Genomic DNA, 23,278 nt, shown 5'->3' with positions numbered 1-23,278 from the left:
ATCAGGCCTGGGCAGAAGCCTCGTCCGAGGCGGCTGCCTCGTCGGAGCCGGCCCCGGCAGGAGCCTCGTCCGAGGCGTCAGCCTCGTCGGAAGCGGCCTCGACGGCGGCGTTCTCGGCCTCCAGCGCGGCGTCCTCGGCGGCGGCATCGCCGTCGGAGACAGCGACACCCTGGCGCTCGGCCTTGCGGGCGGCCTGCGCCTCGCGGGCCTCGGCCATCGCCTCGGTCTTCTTCTTGTGCGGACCGAGAACCATGATCATGTTTCGGCCGTCCTGCTTCGGGTTCGACTCGATGAAGCCGAGCTCCTCGACGTCCGAAGCCAGACGCTGCAGCAGTCGGTAGCCGAGTTCCGGCCTGGACTGCTCGCGACCGCGGAACATGATCGTGATCTTGACCTTGTCGCCCTGCTTGAGGAACCGAACGACGTGACCCTTCTTGGTGTCATAGTCGTGCGGGTCGATCTTCGGCCGGAGCTTCATTTCCTTGATGACCGTGTGCGCCTGGTTCTTGCGCGCCTCACGGGCCTTCATGGCCGACTCGTACTTGAACTTGCCGTAGTCCATGAGCTTGCAGACCGGCGGGCGTGCGGACGCCGCGACCTCGACCAGGTCGAGGTCGTACTCCTGCGCGAGCTCAAGCGCCTTCGCAAGCGGCACGATGCCGACCTGCTCGCCGCTCGGGCCGACGAGTCGAACCTCGGGAACGCGAATCCGGTCGTTGATGCGGGGCTCGGTGCTGATGGATCCTCCTCGGTAGCACCACACGGCTGCCTGGAGGACAGCCGCTGACGTTTTTCCGTCAGACCGACCGCGGCGGAACATACAAAGAAGCCCCGCCGGGCACAGACGAGGGCTCCAATACAACCGGAGCACCGTCGCGTGCGAACCGCGGGGCGCAAAATCGGGCAGCTTTCCATCGTCCGTACGGAACGATGGATACCGCCTGACCGGTGACCCGCCTCCCGTGAGGGCGGCTGGGTGGGAGAATCGGAGCCTCCACTTGTGGGCCGGGCACATAAGTGTCCGGCCGGTCGAAGTACATACTAGCACCCGCGTTGCAAGCCCGCCGCACGGCATATCGTGTGGCACATGACTGACGCGACGCCCTCCGGTTCCCCCCAAGACTCTCCCGACTACGACGACCTGACCCGCGACATCGCGGACGTGCCGGCCGTCGAGGTCATCACCACGGTGGCCGTCCACCTGCTCAGCGCGGCAGCGGTCAACCTGGGCCTGGACAAGCCGGACTCCGAGTACAAGGACCTCGACGAGGCCCGCAAGCTGATCACCGCCCTGGCGGGCCTGGTCACCGCGAGCGCCACCGAGATCAGCTCCTTCCACGCCGCCCCGCTGCGCGACGGCCTGAAGTCCCTCCAGCTCGCCTTCCGCGAGGCCTCGCTGGTGCAGGACGAGCCGGGGCAGGGCCCGGGCGAGAAGTTCACGGGGCCCGTGTACGCGTAGGCACCTGCTTGTAGGAAGCGGAACGGCGAAGGGCGCCCACCCCGGTACCGGGGTGGGCGCCCATCGCCCATCCGGCGGTCGGCGCGTGAAGAGGTCAGCGCGTGAAGAGCGGCTCCCCCGGCGGGACCGGGGCCCCTTCCGGGAGCAGCGCCAGGTCCAGTCCGGCTACGAGGCGTGCGCGCAGGGTCTCGTCGGCCGCCAGGGCCTCGGCCACCCGGCGGGCCGCCGCCGCGGCCTGCAGACCGGCCGCCAGCACGATCGCCAGGGTTCCGTCGGCGTCCGCGCCGCCCGGGCCCAGGTGGGCGCCGAGCACGGCCGGCTCGGCGGTCACGACGGCCCGTACGGCCTCGCGCACGGCGGGGTCTGCGAGCGGGCCGGCGTCCGTGCGGCCCTCGGCGAGGGCGAGCAGCGCCGGGCCTGCGAGCTGGTACGGAACCGGTCCGGACAGGTCCAGGACGATGGTGTCGGCCTTCTCGTGCGCGGCGGCGGCCAGCGCCTGGTGCAGCGGCACCGCCACCGGGCGGGCGGCCGGGTCCCACAGGGCCAGCGAGGCGATGGAGGTGAAGGCGGGCAGTGCCCGCCGGTCCCCCGCCCGCAGGGTGGGGACGGCCATGTCGCTGGTCTTCTCGCGCTTGAGTCCGGTCTCGGGGTCCGTCTCGACCTCGCCGAGGACGGCGACCACGGGAACCAGCAGGCGGGCGTCCTTCAGGGCCGCCAGCACCTCCGGCTCCCTGGCTCTGTCCTCGGCCCAGGCGGCCAGGGCCGCGCTCAGCCGGGGGTCGGCCGAGCCGTCGTCGTCGGAGAAACCGGGGTCAGGGATGTTTTTGTTCGCCACAGTTCCCCGAGCCTATCCCCCTTGCGGATCCCACCGTCCGGCCCGGGGCCGCCGGGCCAGTACGACGGCCGCCACGAGCAGTGCCAGTCCCGCGGCCACCCCCGCCGGGGGTGCGAACCGGGCCCAGATCCCGGGGCCGGGCACCGGGTCGGGGCCGGAGCCGAAGTAGCGGGCCGTGGCCGCGACGGGCAGGGGCAGCGCCGGTTCGGGGGTGATCCCGTCGGCGGCCTGGAGGGCGGCGGCCGGGTCCACCAGGCCGAAGCCGCGGGAGTCGTCGCGGCCGCCGGGCGGCGAGCCGGAGGCGGTGTCCTCCAGCAGGTTCTTGATCTGCGCCGGGGACAGGTCGGGGTGGGCCGCCTTGACCAGGGCGACGGCGCCGGAGACGAAGGCGGCGGCGGCGCTGGTGCCCCAGCCGTAGGGGTAGGAGCGGTCGGGCTGGGCGATGATCACGTTGACGCCCGGGGCGCTGACGGTGGCGTACCAGCTGCGGGTGGAGAAGGAGGCCTTCTTGTTCTCGCGGTTGACGGCCGTGACGGCAATCACCCCGGGGTAGGCGGCCGGGTACGAGATGCGGTCCCCCTTGTTGCCGCCGTTGCCGGCGGAGGCGACGACGACCACGCCCTTGCCCAGGGCGTACTGGACGGCCTCGTCCTCGGTGGCCTCGTGGTGGGCGGCGCTGCTGTCGTCGCCGAGGGAGAGGTTGATCACGTCGGCGCCGTGGTCGACGGCCCAGCGGATGCCCTCGGCGAGGGCGCCGCCCTTGGTGGCGCGGGCCTGGTCCCGGACGGGGTCCCCCTCCTCCAGGATCACCCGGACCGGGAGGATCTTCGCCCGGGGGGCGACGCCGAGGACGCCCCCGAGGGAGCCGTGGCCGTGCCCGGCGATGATCCCCGCCATCGCCGTGCCGTGCTTGGCCCAGGTCTTGTCGCCCTGCGTGGCGCCCATGCCGACGAGGTCGGTGCCCTCCAGGACCTGGCCCACCAGGTCGGGGTGGGTCGCATCGACCCCGGTGTCGAGGACGGCCACGGTGACCCCGTCACCGCGGCTGGTGCCCCAGGCCTCCTCGGCCCGCAGGGCCGTCAGGCCCCACTGGCGGTCGCGGACGGAGTCGGCGGCGGCCGGAGGCGCTGCGGTGACGGCGAAGAGGGCCCCGAGGGCGAGGGCGGCCGGGAGCAGCGTGCGGCGGTTCAGCGGCCCGGGGGCCGGCGCGCGGCGGGTCATCGGACGGCCTCCTGGGTTTCCGCCGGCGTCTGCCCCGGTTCCGGTGACGTCTGTCCCGGTTCCGGCGGCGGCGACGTCTGCGACAGCTGCGGCTTCTGCGGGGCCGACCACCGCCCCGGCGGGGTGGTCGCGAGGGTGCGCAGGGTGCCCTCGATCAGGTCGGCGAGGGCCTTGGCCTCGTGGCCGAGGCCCGCCTTGGCCACGCGTCCCTTGGCGTCCTCGGCCATCTTGTCCTCGGCGGGACTGGGCGCTCCGAGCCGGCGCCCGTCGGCGAAGGCGGAGACGGAGTAGACGACGACCGGGGCCTCGGTGAGCACGGAGGCGGTCCAGGCGGCCCGGCGGTTGTCGGGGAACTTGTAGCCGGTGGGGGCGGTCAGGCGGCCGCGCAGGGAGTCCATGGCAAGGGGGTCCGCGGGGGTGAAGACCATGCCGACGGTCACGAGGGAGCTGCGGGTGGCGTCGGTGTAGGTGGCGCGGAGCACGCGGGTGCACCCGGTGTCGGCGAACAGGGCCTGCCAGTCGGCGGCGAGCGCCTCGGGGCAGGCGGAGTCGGCGGCGGCGGTGATCCGGGTCCACGTGCGGTCGGCGCCGCCCGGCCCGGCGTCGTGCCCGTCGAGGACGGGCGGGAGCAGGGTGTCGACGGGGGCGCTGTGCCAGAGGGAGGCGGCCTTGCGGTACGCGGTGGCGGGATCCAGCGGCTGCTGCGCGGCGCGGTGGTCGGCGACGGCCTTGTACACGGCCGCACCGGTGAGACCGAGGCCGAGGAGGCCGCACAGGGCGGCGGCGAGGACCCTTCCCCGGCGCCGGCGTGGCGGTACCTGGGTCTGGTCGGGCGCGGTCTGGACCCCGCCGTGCTGTGTGGACGTGCTCATCCGGCGGCTCAGCCCCCCGTTCCCGTCGGCTGCCTGCCCATACTTTACGCGCCCGTCAGTGGCGGAATGCCGACCGGGGAGGAGCGACAGTAAACACATCCGAACCGCCGTCTCAATACCCGAAGGGGGCATCGGGCGGTCGAGACCCAGATGTGACCGCGGCCCGTTCCCGGGCCCCTGACCTGGCCGGGCCTCCCGCGGGCTCCGCGAACCCCCTACCCACGAGTACAACCGTCTGGCAGGCTGCCGCCCATGAACTCCCCCGCCGCCGACCGGGCCCGCTACGACCGGGCCACCGCGCATCTCGACGCACCGCTCGCCCTCGTGGACCTGGACGCGTTCGACGCGAACGCCGACGATCTCGTGCGGCGCGCCGGCGGGAAGCCGGTCCGGGTGGCGAGCAAGTCCGTACGGTGCCGCGCGCTCCTCGAACGGGTCCTCGCACGGCCCGGGTTCGCCGGACTGATGTCCTACACCCTCGCCGAGTCGATCTGGCTGGCCCGCTCGGGCTTCGAGGACGTGCTGCTCGCCTACCCGTCCGCCGACCGGGCCGGCTTCGCCGAGCTCGCCTCCGATCCGAAGCTGGCCGCCGCGGTCACCGTGATGGTCGACGACCCCGCGCAGCTGGAGCTCGTGGACCGGGCCCGCGACGGCGGCACCCAGGAGATCCGGGTCTGCCTGGAGCTGGACACCGCCCTGCACCTCTTCGGCGGCAGGGTGCGGGTCGGCGCCCGTCGCTCCCCGCTGCGCGAGCCCGCCCAGCTCGCCGAACTGGCCCGCGCGGTGGACGCCCGGCCCGGGTTCCGGGTGGTCGGGCTGATGGGCTACGAGGGTCACGTGGCCGGGGTCGGCGACTCGCTCGCGGGGCGTCCGCTGAGGTCGCGCGCCATCCGGCTGATGCAGGGAGCGGCCCGCAGGGAGCTGGCCGCCCGCCGGGCCGAGGCCGTACGGGCCGTGCGCGCGGTGGTCCCGGACCTGGAGTTCGTCAACGGCGGCGGCACCGGCAGCGTGCAGCAGACCGCGGCCGAGGACGCCGTGACGGAGATCGCCGCCGGGTCGGGGCTCTACGTACCGCGGTTGTTCGACAACTACACCTCCTTCAGCGGCCGCCCGGCGGCGCTCTTCGCCCAGCCCGTGGTCCGCCGGCCCGGGGTCGGGGTGGTCACGGTGCTCGGCGGCGGGTACCCGGCCTCCGGCGCGCCCGGCGCGGACCGGCTGCCGGTCCCGTACCTCCCCGAGGGGCTGCGCTACGACCCGCAGGAGGGGGCCGGCGAGGTGCAGACCCCGCTGCTGGGCAGCCCGGCCGACGATCTGCTGATCGGCGACCGGGTCTGGTTCCGGCACGCGAAGGCCGGTGAGCTGTGCGAGCGCTTCGACACCCTGCACCTGGTCCAGGGCGACCGGGTGACGGCCACCGCCCCGACCTACCGGGGCGAGGGCCGCACCTTCCTCTAGGCCCGGCTCAGAAGACCGTGTCCGTCTGGTCCGGGATGACGCTGGTGTCACCCCGGAGCACGGGCCCCGGGGTGCCGTCGGGGCCGGTGAAGCCGGTGGTCGCGCACGGGTAGGGCGTGGCCTTCTGCTTCTTGGGCTGGATGAACATCGGGTTCACGATCCACTTGCCGTCGCTGTTGTCGTAGGCGCGGCACATCAGCTCGTTCTTGTTGCGGTTCACGACGAGCCGCAGCGCGGTCGCGTCCCGCAGGAACGAGATGTCGGTGTCGGAGTCGCCCGCGGCGAACACCTGGCGGCGGGCGGCGGGCTGGACCTTCTCGGCCGCGGCGCCGCGGACCCCGAAGATCTCCTTGTTGATCCAGCAGCGCTTGCCGTCGATGTACGTGATCATCGTGTCGGCGCCGTCCGCGACGGATCCGCAGCCCTGCAGGTGGGAGGTGAACTTCCCGCCGCGCGTGGTGGTGTTGCGGATGCCGATGACGTGCCGGGCGTCGATGCCCACGCCCGCGGCCCACACCTCGACGACCGGCTGCGGCGAGGCCGAGCTGATCCAGACGTCGAAGCCGGCCTTCTGCAGGGCGCCGATGAGCTCCTTCTGCTGGTCGTAGTAGCGCACCCAGCCGGTGGCGGTGGTGGTGCCGACCTGCTGCTTGGCGTCGACGGGGGCGGCCAGGTTCTCGGCGCGCGCGGCGGCCGTGAAGCCGCGGATCTCGCGCGCGGTCCAGCCCTGCATGAGCTGCGGGAGCCAGGCGTAGGAGGGCTCGTTCGTACGGCGGTCCCAGCCGGCGAAGGCGGGGGCGGCCGCGCGGGTGGCGGCGGTGCCGTAGACGGCGTTGATCTCGTCGGCGCAGGCGGCGCCCCCGGGGGTGTGGGTGGGCAGCGGGGCGCCGGGCTCGGCGAGGCTGCCGCAGGCCTCTGCCAGGGCCTGGGCGGCGGCCGGGGTCAGGTAGCGGCTGGTGCTGCTCCAGTCGCCCCCGGCGGGCTGGCGGATCTTGCCGTTGCGCAGCAGCCAGAACATCTGGGCGTCGCCCACGTCGTTCTTGACGACGGTGTTGTCCCAGTCGAAGACGGCGACGGGCTTGTTGCGGTGCGGCCGGTACGGGGCACACCTGCCGTAGTCGTCGATGAGCTGCTGGAGCCGCGCCCGGTTGTCCCCGTACCAGGCCTCCGTGAGCCGGGGGGTCGTGCAGTGCGCGCCGGGGCGGGCCGCCTCGGCCGGCGGTGCCACCAGGAGTCCGGAGCCGGTGACCGCTATGAGGGCGAGGGGGGCCGCCCATCTTCTCTGCATGCTGCTCCTCGATGAGATCCGGAAAGGAACCAGCCGGGCACCTCGCGGCGCCCGGCTGGAGTCTGCTGACCGCTGCGGCCTACAGGGGGGTGACGTAGGCGCCGGAGATCCCGCCGTCGACCAGGAAGTCGGTGGCGTTGATGAAGGAGGAGTCGTCGCTCGCGAGGAAGGCGACGGCGGCGGCGATCTCGGTGGGCTCGGCGAACCGGCCCAGCGGGATGTGCACGATCCGGCGGGCGGCGCGCTCCGGGTCCTTGGCGAACAGCTCCTGCAGGAGCGGGGTGTTGACCGGTCCCGGGCAGAGCGCGTTGACGCGGATGCCCTCGCGGGCGAACTGCACGCCGAGCTCGCGGGACATGGCGAGCACGCCGCCCTTGGAGGCGGTGTAGGAGATCTGCGAGGTGGCTGCGCCCATCCGCGCCACGAAGGAGGCGGTGTTGATGATGGAGCCGCGGCCCTGGCGCTGCATGTAGGGCAGGGCGGCCTTGCAGCAGAGGTAGACGGAGGTGAGGTTGACGTCCTGGACCCGCTTCCAGGCCTCCAGGCCGGTGGTGAGGATCGAGTCGTCGTCCGGGGGCGAGATGCCGGCGTTGTTGAAGGCGATGTCCACGGAGCCGTAGGTGTCGAAGGCCGTCTTGAACAGGGCCTCGACCTCCTCCGGGCTGGTGACGTCCACCTTGACGAAGGTGCCTCCGACCTCCTCGGCGGCGGCCTTGCCCGCGGTCTCGTCGATGTCCCCGCAGACGACGTTGGCGCCTTCGGAGGCCAGCCGGCGGGCGGTGGCGAGGCCGATGCCGCTGCCGGCTCCGGTGATGACGGCGGTACGGCCGACCAGGCGGCGGCAGACGATCTCTTCGGTGGGCTCGTTGCTCATGGTGTTCAGGCCTCCGTGCTGATGAAGACGTTCTTGGTCTCGGTGAAAGCGGTGAGGGAGTCGGGTCCGAGCTCGCGCCCGAGCCCGGACTGCTTGTAGCCGCCGAAGGGGGTCCAGTAGCGGACGCTGCTGTGGGAGTTGACCGACAGGTTGCCCGCGGCGACTGCGCGCGAGACGCGCAGCGCGCGGCCCACGTCGCGGGTCCACAGGGAGCCCGCGAGGCCGTAGTCGGTGGCGTTGGCCAGGCGTACGGCGTCCTCCTCGTCCTCGAAGGGCAGGACGACGGCGACCGGTCCGAAGACCTCCTCGGTGGCGATGGCGGCGGTGGGGTCGACGCCGGTCACGAGGGTCGGGGGGTACCAGAAGCCGGGGCCTTCGGGGGCGGTGCCCCGGACGACCGTGAGGTCGTCGGTGACGTAGGACCGTACGCGGTCCAGCTGGACCCGCGAGATCAGCGGCCCCATCTGGGTGTTCTCGTCGTACGGGTCCCCGACGACGACCTTCTCGACGGCCGGGGCGAGCAGCTCCATGAACCGGTCGTACGCGGAGCGCTGTACGAGGATCCGCGTGCGGGCGCAGCAGTCCTGGCCGGTGTTGTCCAGGAAGGACATCGGGGCCGAGGCCGCCGCCGCCTCCAGGTCGGCGTCGGCGAAGACGATGTTGGGGTTCTTGCCGCCGAGTTCGAGGGTGAGGCGCTTCACCCGGTCGGCGCACTTGGCCATGATCCGCTTGCCGATCCGGGTGGAACCGGTGAACACGATCTTGGCCACCCCCGGGTGCTCGACGAGGGCGTCGCCCGCCACCTCGCCCCGGCCGGGCAGCACCTGGAACAGGTGCTCGGGGAGTCCGGCCTCCAGGGCGAGTTCGGCGAGGCGCAGCGCGGTGAGCGGGGTGGTCTCGGCGGGCTTGAGGACGACCGCGTTGCCGGCGGCCAGCGCCGGGGCCAGGCCCCAGGCGGCGATCGGCATGGGGAAGTTCCACGGCGCGATGACGCCGATGACGCCGAGGGGTTCGAGGAAGGTGACGTCGATGCCGCCGGCGACGGGGATCTGGCGGCCGGAGAGCCGCTCCACTCCCCCGGCGGCGAAGTCGAGCACGTCACGGACGTTGCCCGCCTCCCAGCGGGCGTTGCCGATGGTGTGGCCCGCCTCCCGGACCTCCAGCTGCGCCAGTTCCTCGATGTGCCCGTCGACGACCGCGGCGAAGCGGCGCAGCAGCCTGGCCCGGTCCGCGGGCGCGGCCGCGGACCAGGTCCGCTGGGCGGCGGTGGCCCGTACGACGGCGGCGTCGACGTCGTCCCGTGTGGCGGCCGGGACGACGGCGACGAGTTCCTCGGTGGCCGGATTCAGGACTTCCAGCGCATCGGACACGTGGTGGCCTTTCAGACGTTCGGGTGCGGTGCGGTGCGTGCGGTGCGTGTGCCTAGAGGCGTTCGAAGGACCGGCGCAGTTCCCAGTCGGTCACGGCGGAGTCGTACGCGTCGAGCTCGACGCGGGCCATGTTCCGGTAGTGGGCGACGACCTCGGGGCCGAAGGCGGCCTTGGCGATCTCGCTGTTCTCCCAGAGCTCGGCGGCCTCGCGCAGGGTGGTGGGGACGTGCGCGAAATCGGCGGTGTAGGCGTTGCCGGCGCAGGGCTCGGGCAGTTCCAGGCGGTTCTCGATGCCGTAGATCCCGGCCGCGACCAGGCCGGAGACGGCGAGGTACGGGTTGACGTCGCCGCCGGGCAGGCGGTTCTCGAAGCGCATGGAGCGGCCGTGGCCGACCACTCGGAGTGCGCAGGTCCGGTTGTCCACGCCCCATGCGACGGCGGTGGGGGCGAAGGATCCCGGCCGGAAACGCTTGTAGGAGTTGATGTTGGGGGCGTAGAGAAGGGAGAAGTCGCGCAGTGCGGCGAGCTGGCCGGCCAGGAAGTGGCGCATCACGGGTGACATACCGCCGTGGTCGTGCGCGTCCTGCCCGTCACCGGCCATCGCGTTGCGCCCGTCGGCGTCGGAGAGCGAGAGGTGGATGTGACAGGAGTTGCCCTCGCGCTCGTCGTACTTGGCCATGAAGGTAAGGGAGACGCCCTCCTGCGCGGCGATCTCCTTGGCCCCGGTCTTGTAGACGGAGTGCTGGTCACAGGTGGTCAGCGCCTCGTCGTAGCGGAAGACAATCTCGTGCTGCCCGAGGTTGCACTCGCCCTTGGCCGACTCCACGACCAGGCCGGCGGCCTGCATCTCGTTGCGGATGCGGCGCAGCAGGGGCTCGATCCGGCCGGTCCCGAGGACGGAGTAGTCGATGTTGTACTGGTTGGCGGGGGTCAGGCCGCGGTAGTTGGAGTTCCAGGCCTGCTCGTAGGTGTCCTGGAAGACCATGAACTCCAGCTCAGTGCCCACCATCGCGGTGTATCCGAGTTCGGCGAGCCGCTCCAGCTGGCGGCGCAGGATCTGCCGGGGTGCGGCGACCACGGGCGAGCCGTCGCTCCAGGCCAGGTCGGCCAAGAGGAAGACGCTGCCCGGGTTCCAGGGGATCCGGCGCAGGGTGGCGAGGTCGGGGTGCATGGCGAAGTCGCCGTAGCCCCGGTCCCAGGAGGACATCTCGTAGCCGTCGACGGTGTTCATGTCGGTGTCGACGGCGAGCAGGTAGTTGCAGCCCTCGGTTCCGTGCTGGAGGACCTCGTCGAGGAAGAACGGTGCGGCGAACCGCTTGCCCTGGAGGCGCCCCTGCATGTCGGGGAAGGCCAGGACCACTGTGTCGATTTCACCGCCGGCCACGAGAGCGCGGAGCTCATCGGGCGAAAGCGGTGGCTTGCGGTCTACCACGGGAATCTCTCCTTCGGTGAGCCGAGGGGGCCTAAGGTATTGAATAGAACCATTGCTTGGGAAGGGGAGGAGGCGAGATGACCGATACGGCGAGCGAGGACGAGACCTCCCGGCGGCTCAATCCCGTACTGCGGCAGGTGCGGGCGGGCAACGGCTTCGAGGAGGCGCTGGAGCAGATCCTCCAGGTGGTCCGGCTCGGACTGGTGCCGGGCGGGGAACGGCTGCCGCCCGAACGCGAATTGGCCGAGCGGATGGGGATCAGCAGGGTGACGCTCCGCGAGGTGCTGAAGGTACTCCAGGACCAGGGCCTGGTGGAGGCCCGGCGCGGACGGTACGGCGGAACGTTTGTCCTGCCCCGCCCCGACACGCCGGCCGGAGGCACCGAGGAGGAGCTGCGGCGCCGGGTCGCAGGCGTGGACATCGAGGACGTCCTGCGCTTCCGCGAGGTCCTGGAGGTGGGAGCGGCCGGCCTGTGCGCCTCCCACGGGCTGTCGGAGCCGGACACCGACCGGCTGCTCGCCGCGCTGACCGCCACCCACGACGCCCCGCTGCCCGACTACCGCCGACAGGACACGCTCTTCCACCTCACCCTGTGCGAACTCGCCGGATCCGCCACCCTGACGGCCCAGTACGCGGCCGTCCGGGCCACCGTGAACGACCTGCTGGACTGCATCCCGCTGCTGGTGCGCAACCTGGAGCACTCGCAGCAGCAGCACAGCACTCTGGTGGAGGCCGTGCTGGACCGGGACGCGGAGGCGGCCCGCGAGGTGATGCGCGAGCACTGCTGCGGCACGGCGGCGCTGCTGCGGGGGTTCCTGGCCTGATCCGGACCCGCCCCGGCCGAGAGGCATTCGTAACCCCCGTTTAACGCAGGGGTCTTGCGCCCGCCACGCCCGAGCAGCAAAGGTACGCCCCACAACCATTGCCCTAGGCAGGAGCGCACATGGCCGACGACACCGGCGCACGGCTGACAGCCGTGCCCGAACCCACCCCGTCCCCCGAGAACGGCACCGGCAGGAACGGCGCCCCCGGGACCGGCACCGACGGCTACCTGGAGCGCCGCACCCTGCGCCGCGGCAGCGCCGGCTGGCTGCTGCTGACCGGTCTCGGCGTCGCCTACGTGGTCTCCGGTGACTTCTCCGGCTGGAACATCGGCCTCGCCCAGGGTGGTTTCGGCGGCCTCGCCATCGCCACCGTCCTGATGGGCGCGATGTACGCGTGCCTGGTCTACTCCCTCGCCGAGCTGTCGGCGATCCTGCCCACCGCGGGCGGCGGCTACGGCTTCGCCCGCCGGGCGCTCGGCACCTGGGGCGGTTTCCTCACCGGCACCGCGATCCTCATCGAGTACATCCTCGCCCCGGCCGCCATCGCCATCTTCATCGGCGACTACGTGGAGTCCCTCAACCTCTTCGGCCTCACCTCGGGCTGGCCCGTCTACCTCGCCTGCTTCGTCGTCTTCATCGGCATCCACCTCTGGGGCGTGGGCGAGGCCCTCAGCTTCTCCCTGATCGTCACCGCCATCGCCGTGATCGCTCTGATCGTCTTCGCCGTCGGCGCGTTCACCCAGTTCGACCCGGCCAACCTCGACAACATCGCCGTCGACACCACCGCCGCGGGCGCGAGCTCCTGGCTGCCGCTGGGCATCCTCGGCATCTGGGCCGCCTTCCCCTTCGGCATGTGGTTCTTCCTGGGCGTCGAGGGCGTGCCGCTGGCCGCCGAGGAGGCCAAGGACCCGGTCCGCTCGGTACCCCGCGCCCTGTCGATCTCCATGGGCATCCTCGTCCTCCTGGCCCTGGTCACCTTCCTCGCCTCGACCGGCGCCCGCGGAGCCGACGCCATCAAGGACGCGGGCAACCCGCTCGTCGTGGCCCTGGAGGGCGACCCCGGCCTCTCCTGGCTGAAGACCTTCGTCAACTACGCCGGTCTCGCCGGCCTGGTGGCCTCCTTCTTCTCCCTCATCTACGCCGGCTCCCGCCAGCTGTTCGCCCTCTCCCGGGCCGGCTACCTGCCCCGCTTCCTGTCCCTGACCTCGAAGCGCAAGGCCCCGTACCTGGGCCTGCTCATCCCCGGCGCCATCGGCTTCGCCCTCGCCGCCGCCACCGGCAACGGCCCGCGCATGCTGAACATGGCGGTCTTCGGAGCGACCATCTCCTACGCCCTGATGGCCCTCTCCCACATCGTGCTGAGGCGCCGCGAGCCCGGCCTGGAGCGCCCGTACCGCACTCCGGGCGGCGTCGTGACCTCCACGGTGGCCTTCGTCCTCGCCCTCTCGGCCCTGGTCGCCACCTTCCTGGTGGACAAGGACGCGGCATTCATCGCCCTGGCCGTGTACGCCGTCGCCCTCGCCTACTTCGCGTTCTACAGTCGGCACCACCTGGTGGCCTCCGCGCCGGAGGAGGAGTTCGCGGCGCTGGCGGAAGCCGAGGCCGAGCTCTCCCGCGACTGATCACCCGCCCTTTCCCCCTGGAGGTATCCACCGTGCCCAGGCCGCTCATCGGCATCACCACCTACGTCGAGGAATCCACCCGCTACGGCGTGTGGGACGTCCCGACCGCCCTCGTACCCACCGGGTACTACGAGCTCGTCCAGGCGGCGGGCGGCGTAGCCGTGCTGCTCCCGCCGGACGGACCGGAGGCGGCGCGGGAGGTGCTGAACCGGCTGGACGGCCTGGTCGTGGCGGGCGGCCCCGATGTGGACCCCGTCCACTACGGCGCCGCGCGCGATCCCCGCACCGGGGCGGCGGCGACGGTGCGCGACGAGTGGGAACTGGCCCTCATCACGGCGGCGCTGGCCTCCCGCACGCCCCTCCTCGGCATCTGCCGGGGCATGCAGGCGCTGAACGTGGCCTTGGGCGGCACCCTGATCCAGCACATCGACGGCCACGCGCAGGGCCCCGGCGTGGTCTCCTGGCACCCGGTCCGCCCGGTGCCCGGCACCCTGTACGCGGCCCTGGTCCCGGAGGAGTCGGAGGTCCCGACCTACCACCACCAGGCCGTGGACCGCCTGGGCCGCGGCCTGATCGCCTCCTCCCACGCGGCCGACGGCACGGTGGAGTCCATCGAACTCCCCGCCCCCGCCCCCTGGACCCTGGGCGTCCAATGGCACCCGGAACGCGACAAGGACACCCGCGTCATGTCGGCCCTGATCCAGGCCGCATCACTCCAGCCGTCCAACGCCTGAGCCCCTCTTTCCAGCCCGTCCGGCGTTTGAGGACCGGGTCCGGGCGGAGCCCGGGGAACGGTGGAAGGGCGGGTAGGGGGCTCCGCCCCGCAGGGCCGCCCGCCCCCCCCCCCCCGGGTCCGGCTACGGGGGGAGGTCCTGCGGAGCTGTCCCCTACCCACCCTTCCACCGTTCCCCGGGGCTCCGCCCCGGACCCCCCTGCGCGGGACGGCCCCCTCAAGCCCCCGGGGGCCAGGGCCCGGGGCCCGGGGCCCGGGGGGCAAGGCCTCCGGCCTGCGGCGGGGACCCCGTCAGCGGCGGGTCAGGCTCAGGAGGTCCCGGGCCGGGCCTGCCGGGCGGGAGCCTGCGGGCCAGACCGCCCGGAGTTCCCGTTCCAGGCCTGCCCCGAGCACCGGTACGGAGACCAGCCGACGCCCCGCCAGCTCGTCGACCACCGCCAGTTCCGACAGCACGCACGGCCCCGCCCCACTCACCGCCGCCGCCTTCACCGCGGTGGTGGAGGCCAGTTCGAGCAGCGGCTCCGCCAGCCCCCCGCACCCGGCCAGCGCCGCGTCCAGGACCTGCCGGGTCCCCGACCCCCGTTCCCGCAGGATCAGCGGGGTCCCCGCCAGCTCCGCCGGCTCCACCCCCCTCGAACGCCGCGCCCAGGGGTGCCCGGGGGCCACCGCCACCACGAGGCGGTCCTGCGCGATGACCACCGAGTCCAGCCCCTCCGGCACGCTCAGCCCCTCCACGAACCCGAGGTCCGCCTCGTGGGCGAGCACCCGCTCCGCGACCACCGCCGAGTTCCCCGCGTGCAGCGACACCGCAGTGTCCGGCCGCTGCCCGCGCAGCGCGATCAGCCAGCCGGGCAGCAGGTACTCCGCGATGGTCATGCTGGCCGCGACCCGCAGCCGGGAGTCGCGACGACCCCGCAGCGCCTGAGCACCCGCGTCGAAGGCCTCGGCGGCCTCCACCACCCGCCGGGCCCAGTCCGTGACCAGCGCACCCTCCGCGGTCAGCGTGGACCCGCGCGGGGAGCGGTCGACGAGCGCGACCCCGAGCCGGGTCTCCATCGCCCTGATCCGGCTGCTGGCGGCGGGCTGGGTGATCCCGAGCCGCCGCGCGGCGCCGCTCAGGCTGCCGACGCGCGCGACCGCGAGCAGCAGCTCCATGGCCCCCAGGTCGGGGACCCGGTGCGCCAGGGGCAGCTGCCCCTCGACCCACTCCTCGTCGCCCTGCCCACCGAAGCCACCGTAGCCGCCATAGCCATTACCCATAACTTCACTTTATGCCCTCATAGGACATGACCCTCTGCCGTCCGGCTCCGCCCGGCGGGACGCTGGACCCATGGCCACCACCCTCGTACGCCCCCGTCCCACCACCCCCGGGACCCCCGCCGCCCCCGCGACCCCCGACGGCGCGGCCCGCAGGGCCCCGTCCCTGCGGCACCTCGGCCCCAACTGGTACGCCTCCGTCATGGGCACGGCGATCATCGCCAATGCCGGCGCGACCCTCCCGTACCAGCTCCCCGGCCAGCGCGTGGTCTGCCAGGTCTTCTGGGCGCTGGCCGCCACCGCCCTCGCGGTCCTCCTGACCGCCCGCGCCGGCCACTGGCTCCACCACCGCGACCAGGCCCGCGCCCACCTCCTCGACCCGGCCGTGGCCCCCTTCTACGGCTGCCTCTCGATGGCCCTGCTGGCCGTCGGCGGCGGCACCCTCATCGTCGGCAAGGACCTCATCGGGGTCCCCGCCGCCATCGCCGTCGACACGGTCCTGTTCACCGCCGGCACCGCGATCGGCCTCCTGGCGGCCGCGGCCGTCCCCTACCTGATGGTGGTCCGCCACAAGGTCGAGGCCCACCAGGCCACCCCCGTCTGGCTGCTCCCCGTGGTCGCCCCCATGGTCTCCGCCGCGCTGGGCCCCCTGCTCATCCCCCATCTGCCCGCCGGCCAGGCCCGCGAGGCCATGCTGCTCGGCTGCTACGCGATGTTCGGCCTCAGCCTGCTCGCCACCCTGCTGCTGCTCCCCCTGATCTTCGGCCGGCTGATCGTCAGCGGCCCCCTCCCCCTGGCCCTCACCCCCACCCTGTTCCTGGTCCTGGGCCCCCTCGGCCAGTCCACCACCGCCGTGAACTCGCTGGCCGACATGGCTCCCGAGTCGATCGCCGGCGCCTACTCCGGCGCCTTCGCCGCCTTCGCGGTCGTCTACGGGGTCCCCGTGATGGGATTCGCCCTGCTGTGGCTGGCGCTGGCCGCGGCCATGCTGCTGCGGGCCGCCCGCGAGGGCATGGGGTTCGCCATGACCTGGTGGGCGCTGACCTTCCCCGTCGGCACCTGCGTCACCGGAGCCGCCGGACTGGCCCGGCACACCGGCCTCACCGCCTTCTCCTGGCTGGCCGCGGCCCTCTTCCTGGCCCTGGTGACCGCCTGGCTGCTGGCCGCCGCGAACACCCTGCGCGGCCTGGCCACCGGCCGCCTGCTGGCCGCGCCCCGCTAGGGGGTGTCCGCAGGGCAGCGCTCAGCGCGCCGCCGCCAGGGCCGCCGCCAGGACCTCCGGAGCTTCGGCCAGCGAGGGCCCGTACCAGGTCAGGTGGCGGCCGTCGACGAACGCGGCGGGGATGCCGGGGAAGGCCTCGGGCCCGTCCCCGGGCGTGAAGCGGTACGGCTCGTCCGGGAAGACCACGAGCTCGCAGCCGGCGGCGGCCAGCTCGGCCGCCGGGATCCTCGGGTAGCGCTCCGCGTGCCCGGCGTAGGCGTTGCGCACGCCGAGGCGGGCCAGCAGGTCCCCCGCGAAGGTGTCGCGGCCCAGCACCATCCAGGGCCGGCGCCAGACCGGCACGAAGGCCGTCCGCGGCTCCGCAGTCGGCTCCACGCGGGCCCACGCGGCCTCCGCTTCCGCCAGCCACCGGGGCCGCTCCAGCCCCATGGCCCCCACCAGCACCCGGTCCAGTTCGGCGAAGGCCTGCGGGAGGTCCCGTACCTCGGTGACCAGGACCTCCAGCCCGGCCTCCCGCAGCGCCGCCAGGTCCGGAGCCCGGTTCTCCTCCTCGTTCGCGAGGACCAGGTCAGGGCGCAGCGCGGCGATCGCCCGCACGTCGGGGTTCTTGGTCCCCCCGACGCGCACCACGTCCCCGAGGACGGCCGGGTGCGTGCACCAGTCGGTGACCCCGGACAGCGCACCGGGCGCACTCACGGCCACCGCCTCGGTCAGGGACGGCACCAGCGAAACGACCCGCATCCGGTCAGTGTCCCGGCGAGGGCGGCTCGGAGGTCGCGTGGATGTGTTCGCCGACCGCGACGATCAGGATCCGGGTGTCCTCGGTGACGGCCCGCCAGCGGTGGCGCACCCCGCCGGACAGGAACAGCGCGTCGCCGTTCTCCAGCCGGTACGCCCGCCCCTCGGCCTCCACCTGGCAGGCGCCCGAGACCACGTACATCAGCTCGTCGTTGCGGTGCTGGTACTCGCGGCCCGCGTCCTGGTCCCCGGTGAACTCCAGTGCGTGCAGCTGGTGGTGCCCGCGCACGAGGGCCCGTACGCCGGGAACGGGAGTCAGCCCGGACTCGTCGCCGGCCCGTACGAGGTCCACGGTGCGCGCGGTGTCGGAGGCGGCCAGCAGATCGACGGCCGTGGTCTCCAGCGCGTCGGCGACCCGCTCCAGGGACCGCATGCTGGGCCGGGCCCGCTCGTTCTCTATCTGGCTCAGGAAGGGGACCGACAGCCCGCTGCGCGCGGACACGGCGGCGAGGGTCAGGTGCAGGGCCCGGCGCCGCTTGCGCACGGCCACGCCCACCCGGAGCGGTTCCCTGGAGTCCTTGTCCCGATCCCGTTCCTTGTCGTCCGCGCCGGTCGTCGCTTCGCGTCCGTTCTTGCCGTCGGTGCCGTCGGTGCCGTCCCTGTCGTCCATGGCGGGGCTGCCCTCCCCTTGTTTCGGTTGGTCCGGTCCCTCGCGCGTCGCACGTCGCACATCGGGGTGCTGTAAGCACCTTACGCAGCAACCGGCCCCGGTTTCGCGCTCAAGAGCGGAGGAGGCCGCACCCGCGCCACTTTCCGTTTGCCCTCAGTGCATCATCGTGACCGTGACGACGACACGACGCCTGATGCTCCTGGACACCGCTTCCCTCTACTACCGCGCGTACTTCGGCGTGCCGGACTCCGTGAAGGCCCCCGACGGCACTCCGGTCAACGCCGTCCGCGGCCTGCTCGACTTCATCGGCCGCCTCGTGCAGGACCACCGGCCCGATGACCTGGTGGCGTGCATGGACGCCGACTGGCGGCCCCACTGGCGGGTGGAACTGATCCCGTCCTACAAGGCCCACCGGGTCGCCCAGGAGACCGAGAGCGGCCCGGACGTCGAGGAGACCCCGGACACCCTGGCACCGCAGGTCCCCATCATCGAGGCCGCCCTGGACGCCTTCGGCATCGCCCGGGTGGGGGTCGCCGGGTACGAGGCCGACGACGTGATCGGCACCCTGACCGGCCGCGCCACCGGCCCGGTGGACATCGTCACGGGCGACCGGGACCTGTACCAGCTGGTCGACGACGCGAAGCAGCGCCGGGTCCTGTACCCGCTGAAGGGCGTGGGCACCCTCCAGGTGACCGACGAGGCCTGGCTCCGCGAGAAGTACGGGGTGGACGGTCCCGGCTACGCCGACCTGGCACTGCTGCGCGGGGACCCGAGCGACGGCCTTCCGGGCGTCCCCGGCATCGGCGAGAAGACGGCGGCGAAGCTGCTGGACGCCTACGGGGACCTGGCCGGGATCATCGCGGCGATCGACGACCCGAAGTCGAAGCTGACCCCCACTCAGCGCAAGCGGCTGGACGAATCCCGGCCATATCTGGCGGTCGCCCCGAAGGTGGTCCAGGTCGCCTCGGACGTTCCGCTTCCGCCCTTCGACCCCGCACTTCCGGCCGTGCCCGCCCAGCCCGATGTTGTGGTGGCGCTGGCCCACCGATGGGGCCTGAGTGGAGCCGTTGAACGCCTGGGCAGCGCACTCCGCCCCTGAGGTGCTAACTTAGGTAATCCTAAGCTTCACGGAGTCAGGGTCGGAAAGTCAGGGAGACGTCGTGGCAGAAGGACGCGCCCGCAAGGTCGGCACCGCAGTCGTCGTGCGGACCGAGCGGTTGGGTCCGCACATGGTGCGGATCGTGCTGGGCGGTGCAGGGCTGGCCGGATTCGGTGCCGGCAGGTACACCGACCACTACGTGAAACTCCTCTTCGCACCGGCCGGCGTCACCTACGGCACCCCCTGGGACCTGGACCGGATCCGGGCGGCCCACCCCCGCGAGGAGTGGCCGCGCCAGCGGGCCTACACGGTGCGCGCCTGGGACCCGGCCCGCCTGGAACTGACCCTCGACTTCGTGGTCCACGGCGACGAGGGGCTGGCCGGCCCCTGGGCCGCCCGCGTCCAGCCGGGTGAACTCGTACGCTTCCTCGGTCCGGGCGGGGCCTACGCCCCGGACCCGGTCGCCGGCTGGCACCTGCTGGTCGGCGACGAGAGCGCGCTGCCGGCGATCGCGGCGGCGATGGAGCGGATGCCCGCCGGAGCGCGGGTCCACGCGCTCGTGGAGGTCCAGGGCCCGCAGGACGAGCTGAGGATCGTCACCCCCGACGGCATCGTCCCGGTCTGGGTCCACCGCGGCGCCCGCCCCGTCGGGGAAGCGCTGACCGAGGCCGTCCAGGCCCTGTCCTTCCCCTCCTCCGACGTACACGCGTTCGTGCACGGCGAGGCCGGCTTCGTCAGAACCCTCCGCCACCACCTGCGCATCGACCGCGGCATCCCGCGCGAGCGCCTGTCCATCTCCGGCTACTGGCGCCTGGGCCAGACCGACGAGGGCTGGCGCGCGATCAAGCGCGACTGGAACGCGGAAGTCGAAGCCGAACAGGAACGCCCCCTGGCCGCAGCCGCGTCCTGACCACCAGCCCCGCCGGCGTGTGAGGCGCGGGGTCCGGGGCGCCCCGGGGAACGGGCGAGGGCGGGTAGGGGACGAGCCCCCTGACTCCGGCCGCCGCCAGGCGGTCCACGCGAGGCGCCCGCACCCATTCGGCGGCACAATGGCCCCATGCGTACGCTCCGCGCATTCACGGCAGCCGGAGCAGCCGCCCTCCTGGCCACGGCCACAGCTACGGCCACTGCCGGGACCGCGACCGCCGCGCCGAGCCCGCCGCCCGCGCCCACCGCCCAGCTCACCGACGCCCAGGTCGACACCGCGGTGGGGCGGCTCGACGCGACCGTCGCGGAGATGATGCGCCGCACCGGGGTGCCCGGCGTCTCCGTCGCCGTCGTCCACGACGACGAGGTCGTCTACCTCAAGGGCTTCGGCGTCCGCCGCGTCGGCGACCCGGCCGCAGTCGGCCCCGACACCGTCTTCCAGGTCGCCTCGCTCTCCAAGCCGCTCTCCTCCACCATCGCCGCCGGAGCCCTCAAGGACCCCGCCGACTTCGACCGGCACACGGAACTCCCCGGCTTCGCCCTCAAGGACCCCTGGGTGACCTCCCACGTCACCACCGCCGACCTGCTCTCCCACCGCAGCGGCCTGCCCGACCACGCCGGCGACCTCCTCGAGGACCTCGGCTACGACCGGGCGTACATCCTGGACCACCTGCGCCAGGCGCCCCTGAGCCCCTTCCGCGCGAGCTACGCCTACACCAACTTCGGGTTCACCGCCGGCGCCGAGGCGCTCGCCCGCTCCCGCGGGGTCAGCTGGCAGAAGCTCAGCGCCGACACCCTCTTCAGGCCCGCCGGGATGACGCGCACCAGCACCGAGTTCCGGGCCTTCGTCGACGCCCCCGACCACGCCGCCACCCACGTCAAGACCGCCAACGGCACCTGGAGCCCCCGCTACGTCCGCGACCCCGACGCCCAGGCCCCGGCCGGCGGGGTGAGCAGCACCGCCCGCGACATGTCCCGCTGGCTGCGGCTCCAGCTCGCCGGCGGCACCCTCGACGGCAAGCGGATCATCCCCGCCGACACCCTCGCCCGCACCCACCTCCCCGAGATCGTGTCGCAGCCGCCCGCCTCCCCCACCGGCCGCACCGGCTTCTACGGGCTCGGCTGGAACGTCGGCTACGACGACGCGGGCCGCCTGCGCCTGAGCCACTCCGGCGCCTTCGAGCTCGGCGCCAACACCGCCGTCAGCATGCTCCCGCTGGAGAAGCTCGGCATCGTCGTCCTCACCAACGGCGCCCCCGTCGGCCTGCCCGACGCCGTCGCCGCCGATTTCTTCGACACCGCCGAGCACGGGAAGGCCACCACCGACTGGCTGGCCCTGACGGGCTCCCTCTACGCCCGGATCAACGCGGAGGGCCGCTCCCCCACCGACTACGCCCGGCCGCCCGCCGGTGCGAAGCCGGCCGCGCAGGACTCGGCGTACACCGGCACCTACGAGAACCCCTACTACGGCAGGGCGACCGTGGCGGCCACGAGCGGGGGCGGGCTGACCCTGTCCCTCGGCCCGGGCCCGATGGTCTTCCCCCTCACCCACTACGACGGGGACACCTTCAGCTTCGAGACCTCCGGGGAGAACGCGGTCGGCCGCACCGGGGTGTTCTTCTCCCCCGCCGACCGCACGGTCCGCGTCGAGTACCTGGACGCCGACCACCTGGGGACCTTCACCGCCGGCTAGCGGCTTAGCCTGTACCCGGTGAAGCGCAGATCCCACATCCCCGACGCGCCCCTGCCCCAGGTCTCCGGCATCGACCCGGTCCGCATGCGGCTGCCCCCCGACCCGGACGGGACCTGGCCGGACCTCGGCTCCTACCTCACCGCACGCTACGAGGGCACGCGCGGCGCCGAGTCCATGGCCCGCCTCCTTCGGGACGGCCGGGTACTGGGCGAGGGCGGCCGGGTGCTGCGGCCGCAGGACCCGTACGAGCCCGGCGGCTTCCTGTGGTTCCACCGGGACATGCCGCCCGAGCCCGTGGTGCCCTTCCCCATCGGGGTCGTGTACCGCGACGAGCACCTGCTGGTGGCGGACAAGCCGCACTTCCTGGCCACCACCCCGCGCGGCAGCCACGTCTTCCAGACGGCCCTGGCCCGGCTCCGGGTGGAGCTCGGGCTGCCCGCGCTGAGCCCCGCACACCGGCTGGACCGGATGACCGCCGGGCTGGTGCTGTTCAGCATCCGCCCCGAGGACCGGGGGGCCTACCAGCTGATGTTCCAGGAGCGGCGGATCCGCAAGGAGTACGAGGCGCTCGCGCCCCACGACCCGGCGGTGGAGTTCCCCCGGACCCTGCGCAGCCACATCGAGAAGGTGCGCGGGGTGATGGCGGCGACGGAGGTCGCGGGCGCCGAGCCCAACGCCGAGACCCTGGCCGAACTCCTCGAGGTCAAGGGGGACACCGGGCGCTACCGGCTGACCCCGCACACCGGGCGCACCCACCAGCTGCGGGTGCACATGAACAGCCTGGGCCTGCCGATCCTGGGCGATCCGGTCTATCCGGTGGTCCGCGACCCGGCGCCCGACGACTACCGGCGTCCGCTCCAGCTCCTGGCCCGCACCCTGGAGTTCACCGATCCGGTCACCGGGACCGCGCACCGGATCGAGAGCCGCCGGACCCTGCGGGCCTGGGAGGACCGGCCCGGCTGGGAGGCGGGCTCCGACGAGCGGGGCCAGGCGGACCGGGACCGGGCGGACCGGGGCTAGACCGTTCCTAGCGGACCACGTCCGCGATCCGCAGCGCCGCGTCGGCGGTGGCCTCCGCGAAGGCGGCCACCGGGCGCGCCGGATCGGAGCGGTGGATCAGCATCACGCCTTCGATGAGGCCGAAGACCAGGTCGTTGCGGAGCACCAACCCGGCTCGATCACCGGCGAGTTGCGCGCCGACCTCCGTCCCGTCGAGCAACTCCCGGTAGATGTCCTTGAGTTCCTGGCGCATCCGGCGGAAGCGGGCGAAGCGCGCACCGGAGACCTCCGGCAACAGGTAGAGCGCGCCCAGGTTGTACGGTCCTCCGCACAGCAGCATCACGTCCGAGCGGCACAGCTCCCAGAGCCTGCGGCCGGCGGGCCGGTCCGCTTCCCGGGCCAGGCCGCGGGCCAGCTCCAGGGAGGGCGCGACCGTGGACTCCAGGAGTTCGGCGAGGAGTTCCTCCTTGCCGCCGAAGTAGTGGTACATCGTGGCCTGGCGCATTCCGGCCCGTTCGGCCACCGCCCGCGTGGTGGTGGCCGCGTACCCCTTCACCGTGAACAACTCGGCCGCCGCACAGAGGAGTTCCTCGCGCGGCGGCCGCCCGCTCGCCGGTCTCAGCTGATCGGCGCGCGGCCGACCGACCCGTCTCGGCCCCTCGCCGGTTCCCGCAGTCATGGGCCTGAT

General features: G+C 73.1%; 22 protein-coding genes. 10 read left to right on the top strand and 12 right to left on the bottom strand.

The window, feature by feature from the left end; translation table 11 throughout:
• Position 1 precedes the first annotated feature (1 nt).
• The gene (gene infC / locus NLX94_RS22515) at positions 2–763 is read right to left on the bottom strand and encodes a translation initiation factor IF-3 (protein WP_254384945.1); all 762 of its coding nucleotides are present in this window, start codon (positions 761–763) and stop codon (positions 2–4) included.
• A 324-nt stretch (positions 764–1,087) separates the two neighbouring features.
• On the opposite strand from infC, the gene NLX94_RS22510 reads away from it, so the two are divergent.
• The gene (locus NLX94_RS22510) at positions 1,088–1,459 is read left to right on the top strand and encodes a DUF1844 domain-containing protein (RefSeq protein ID WP_254384805.1); all 372 of its coding nucleotides are present in this window, start codon (positions 1,088–1,090) and stop codon (positions 1,457–1,459) included.
• Positions 1,460–1,553: 94 nt separating this feature from the next.
• Here the strand turns inward: NLX94_RS22510 and NLX94_RS22505 are convergent, their stop codons facing one another.
• The 3 genes from NLX94_RS22505 to NLX94_RS22495 are packed head-to-tail and all read right to left on the bottom strand — an operon-like array spanning position 1,554 to position 4,387.
• Positions 1,554–2,294, bottom strand: coding sequence for an SseB family protein (locus NLX94_RS22505; protein ID WP_254384804.1), 741 nt, complete (start codon positions 2,292–2,294; stop codon positions 1,554–1,556).
• A gap of 12 nt (positions 2,295–2,306) precedes the next feature.
• Positions 2,307–3,515 (bottom strand): type VII secretion-associated serine protease mycosin, encoded by a 1,209-nt coding sequence (mycP, locus tag NLX94_RS22500; RefSeq protein ID WP_254384803.1) that lies wholly within the window; start codon positions 3,513–3,515, stop codon positions 2,307–2,309.
• Positions 3,512–4,387 carry a hypothetical protein gene (locus tag NLX94_RS22495; RefSeq protein WP_254384802.1) on the bottom strand — a complete coding sequence of 292 codons (876 nt, stop codon included), beginning with the start codon at positions 4,385–4,387 and terminating at the stop codon, positions 3,512–3,514. The genes mycP and NLX94_RS22495 overlap by 4 nt, the downstream gene beginning before the upstream one ends.
• 252 nt (positions 4,388–4,639) lie before the next feature.
• On the opposite strand from NLX94_RS22495, the gene NLX94_RS22490 reads away from it, so the two are divergent.
• Positions 4,640–5,842 (top strand): amino acid deaminase/aldolase, encoded by a 1,203-nt coding sequence (locus NLX94_RS22490; RefSeq protein WP_254384801.1) that lies wholly within the window; start codon positions 4,640–4,642, stop codon positions 5,840–5,842.
• Positions 5,843–5,849: 7 nt separating this feature from the next.
• Here the strand turns inward: NLX94_RS22490 and NLX94_RS22485 are convergent, their stop codons facing one another.
• The 4 genes from NLX94_RS22485 to NLX94_RS22470 form a co-directional block, all read right to left on the bottom strand.
• The gene (locus NLX94_RS22485) at positions 5,850–7,130 is read right to left on the bottom strand and encodes an HAD family hydrolase (protein ID WP_254384800.1); all 1,281 of its coding nucleotides are present in this window, start codon (positions 7,128–7,130) and stop codon (positions 5,850–5,852) included.
• A 79-nt stretch (positions 7,131–7,209) separates the two neighbouring features.
• On the bottom strand, positions 7,210–8,004 hold the full coding sequence (locus NLX94_RS22480) for a 3-oxoacyl-ACP reductase (RefSeq protein WP_254384799.1): 795 nt from the start codon (positions 8,002–8,004) through the stop codon (positions 7,210–7,212).
• 5 nt (positions 8,005–8,009) lie between these two features.
• Complete coding sequence (locus NLX94_RS22475; protein ID WP_254384798.1) at positions 8,010–9,374, bottom strand: aldehyde dehydrogenase family protein; 1,365 nt, start codon at positions 9,372–9,374, stop codon at positions 8,010–8,012.
• 52 nt (positions 9,375–9,426) lie between these two features.
• Positions 9,427–10,806 (bottom strand): glutamine synthetase family protein, encoded by a 1,380-nt coding sequence (locus NLX94_RS22470; protein WP_254384797.1) that lies wholly within the window; start codon positions 10,804–10,806, stop codon positions 9,427–9,429.
• A 77-nt stretch (positions 10,807–10,883) separates the two neighbouring features.
• Here NLX94_RS22470 and NLX94_RS22465 point away from each other — a divergent pair, with 77 nt between their 5' ends.
• From NLX94_RS22465 to NLX94_RS22455, 3 genes are all read left to right on the top strand, one after another.
• Entirely contained in the window at positions 10,884–11,630 is a 747-nt protein-coding gene (locus NLX94_RS22465) for a FadR/GntR family transcriptional regulator (RefSeq protein WP_254384796.1), read from the top strand.
• Positions 11,631–11,749: 119 nt separating this feature from the next.
• Positions 11,750–13,252, top strand: a complete 1,503-nt coding sequence (gene eat / locus NLX94_RS22460; RefSeq protein ID WP_254384795.1) for an ethanolamine permease — start codon at positions 11,750–11,752, stop codon at positions 13,250–13,252.
• A 32-nt stretch (positions 13,253–13,284) separates the two neighbouring features.
• Entirely contained in the window at positions 13,285–13,986 is a 702-nt protein-coding gene (locus NLX94_RS22455) for a gamma-glutamyl-gamma-aminobutyrate hydrolase family protein (RefSeq protein ID WP_254384794.1), read from the top strand.
• A 290-nt stretch (positions 13,987–14,276) separates the two neighbouring features.
• On the opposite strand, the gene NLX94_RS22450 is transcribed toward NLX94_RS22455, so the two are convergent.
• Positions 14,277–15,245 (bottom strand): LysR family transcriptional regulator, encoded by a 969-nt coding sequence (locus NLX94_RS22450; RefSeq protein WP_254384793.1) that lies wholly within the window; start codon positions 15,243–15,245, stop codon positions 14,277–14,279.
• Between the two features lie 70 nt (positions 15,246–15,315).
• On the opposite strand from NLX94_RS22450, the gene NLX94_RS22445 reads away from it, so the two are divergent.
• Positions 15,316–16,464, top strand: a complete 1,149-nt coding sequence (locus NLX94_RS22445; protein ID WP_374684008.1) for a TDT family transporter — start codon at positions 15,316–15,318, stop codon at positions 16,462–16,464.
• 21 nt (positions 16,465–16,485) lie between these two features.
• On the opposite strand, the gene NLX94_RS22440 is transcribed toward NLX94_RS22445, so the two are convergent.
• Positions 16,486–17,205, bottom strand: a complete 720-nt coding sequence (locus NLX94_RS22440; RefSeq protein ID WP_254384792.1) for a helical backbone metal receptor — start codon at positions 17,203–17,205, stop codon at positions 16,486–16,488.
• 4 nt (positions 17,206–17,209) lie between these two features.
• Positions 17,210–17,872 carry an XRE family transcriptional regulator gene (locus NLX94_RS22435; RefSeq protein WP_302170284.1) on the bottom strand — a complete coding sequence of 221 codons (663 nt, stop codon included), beginning with the start codon at positions 17,870–17,872 and terminating at the stop codon, positions 17,210–17,212.
• Positions 17,873–18,065: 193 nt separating this feature from the next.
• Here NLX94_RS22435 and NLX94_RS22430 point away from each other — a divergent pair, with 193 nt between their 5' ends.
• The 4 genes from NLX94_RS22430 to NLX94_RS22415 all read left to right on the top strand — a co-directional run bounded on the left by NLX94_RS22430 (position 18,066) and on the right by NLX94_RS22415 (position 22,611).
• Positions 18,066–18,971 carry a 5'-3' exonuclease gene (locus NLX94_RS22430; protein WP_254384942.1) on the top strand — a complete coding sequence of 302 codons (906 nt, stop codon included), beginning with the start codon at positions 18,066–18,068 and terminating at the stop codon, positions 18,969–18,971.
• A 61-nt stretch (positions 18,972–19,032) separates the two neighbouring features.
• Positions 19,033–19,881: a siderophore-interacting protein gene (locus NLX94_RS22425; protein ID WP_254384791.1), complete on the top strand. Its 849-nt coding sequence runs from the start codon at positions 19,033–19,035 to the stop codon at positions 19,879–19,881.
• A gap of 147 nt (positions 19,882–20,028) precedes the next feature.
• Complete coding sequence (locus tag NLX94_RS22420) at positions 20,029–21,591, top strand: serine hydrolase (protein ID WP_254384790.1); 1,563 nt, start codon at positions 20,029–20,031, stop codon at positions 21,589–21,591.
• A gap of 18 nt (positions 21,592–21,609) precedes the next feature.
• Entirely contained in the window at positions 21,610–22,611 is a 1,002-nt protein-coding gene (locus NLX94_RS22415; protein ID WP_254384789.1) for an RluA family pseudouridine synthase, read from the top strand.
• 7 nt (positions 22,612–22,618) lie between these two features.
• On the opposite strand, the gene NLX94_RS22410 is transcribed toward NLX94_RS22415, so the two are convergent.
• Positions 22,619–23,269, bottom strand: coding sequence for a TetR/AcrR family transcriptional regulator (locus NLX94_RS22410; protein ID WP_254384788.1), 651 nt, complete (start codon positions 23,267–23,269; stop codon positions 22,619–22,621).
• Between the last annotated feature and the right edge of the window lie 9 nt (positions 23,270–23,278).

It is taken from the genome of Streptomyces sp. TBY4, from assembly GCF_024213195.1.
In the GTDB taxonomy this organism is placed as follows: domain Bacteria; phylum Actinomycetota; class Actinomycetes; order Streptomycetales; family Streptomycetaceae; genus Streptomyces.
Note: the sequence above shows the minus strand (reverse complement) of the source record. Positions and strands in the feature narration are given on the sequence as shown.

Excerpts from the sequence above, each read along its gene's own strand:
- NLX94_RS22510 (WP_254384805.1), top strand. The coding sequence starts at position 1,088 with ATGACTGACGCGACGCCCTCCGGTTCCCCCCAAGACTCTCCCGACTAC.
- mycP (WP_254384803.1), bottom strand. The coding sequence starts at position 3,515 with ATGACCCGCCGCGCGCCGGCCCCCGGGCCGCTGAACCGCCGCACGCTG.
- NLX94_RS22495 (WP_254384802.1), bottom strand. The coding sequence starts at position 4,387 with ATGAGCACGTCCACACAGCACGGCGGGGTCCAGACCGCGCCCGACCAG.
- NLX94_RS22490 (WP_254384801.1), top strand. The coding sequence starts at position 4,640 with ATGAACTCCCCCGCCGCCGACCGGGCCCGCTACGACCGGGCCACCGCG.
- NLX94_RS22485 (WP_254384800.1), bottom strand. The coding sequence starts at position 7,130 with ATGCAGAGAAGATGGGCGGCCCCCCTCGCCCTCATAGCGGTCACCGGC.
- NLX94_RS22480 (WP_254384799.1), bottom strand. The coding sequence starts at position 8,004 with ATGAGCAACGAGCCCACCGAAGAGATCGTCTGCCGCCGCCTGGTCGGC.
- NLX94_RS22465 (WP_254384796.1), top strand. The coding sequence starts at position 10,884 with ATGACCGATACGGCGAGCGAGGACGAGACCTCCCGGCGGCTCAATCCC.
- eat (WP_254384795.1), top strand. The coding sequence starts at position 11,750 with ATGGCCGACGACACCGGCGCACGGCTGACAGCCGTGCCCGAACCCACC.
- NLX94_RS22450 (WP_254384793.1), bottom strand. The coding sequence starts at position 15,245 with ATGGGTAATGGCTATGGCGGCTACGGTGGCTTCGGTGGGCAGGGCGAC.
- NLX94_RS22445 (WP_374684008.1), top strand. The coding sequence starts at position 15,316 with ATGGCCACCACCCTCGTACGCCCCCGTCCCACCACCCCCGGGACCCCC.
- NLX94_RS22440 (WP_254384792.1), bottom strand. The coding sequence starts at position 17,205 with ATGCGGGTCGTTTCGCTGGTGCCGTCCCTGACCGAGGCGGTGGCCGTG.
- NLX94_RS22435 (WP_302170284.1), bottom strand. The coding sequence starts at position 17,872 with ATGGACGACAGGGACGGCACCGACGGCACCGACGGCAAGAACGGACGC.
- NLX94_RS22430 (WP_254384942.1), top strand. The coding sequence starts at position 18,066 with ATGCTCCTGGACACCGCTTCCCTCTACTACCGCGCGTACTTCGGCGTG.
- NLX94_RS22420 (WP_254384790.1), top strand. The coding sequence starts at position 20,029 with ATGCGTACGCTCCGCGCATTCACGGCAGCCGGAGCAGCCGCCCTCCTG.
- NLX94_RS22410 (WP_254384788.1), bottom strand. The coding sequence starts at position 23,269 with ATGACTGCGGGAACCGGCGAGGGGCCGAGACGGGTCGGTCGGCCGCGC.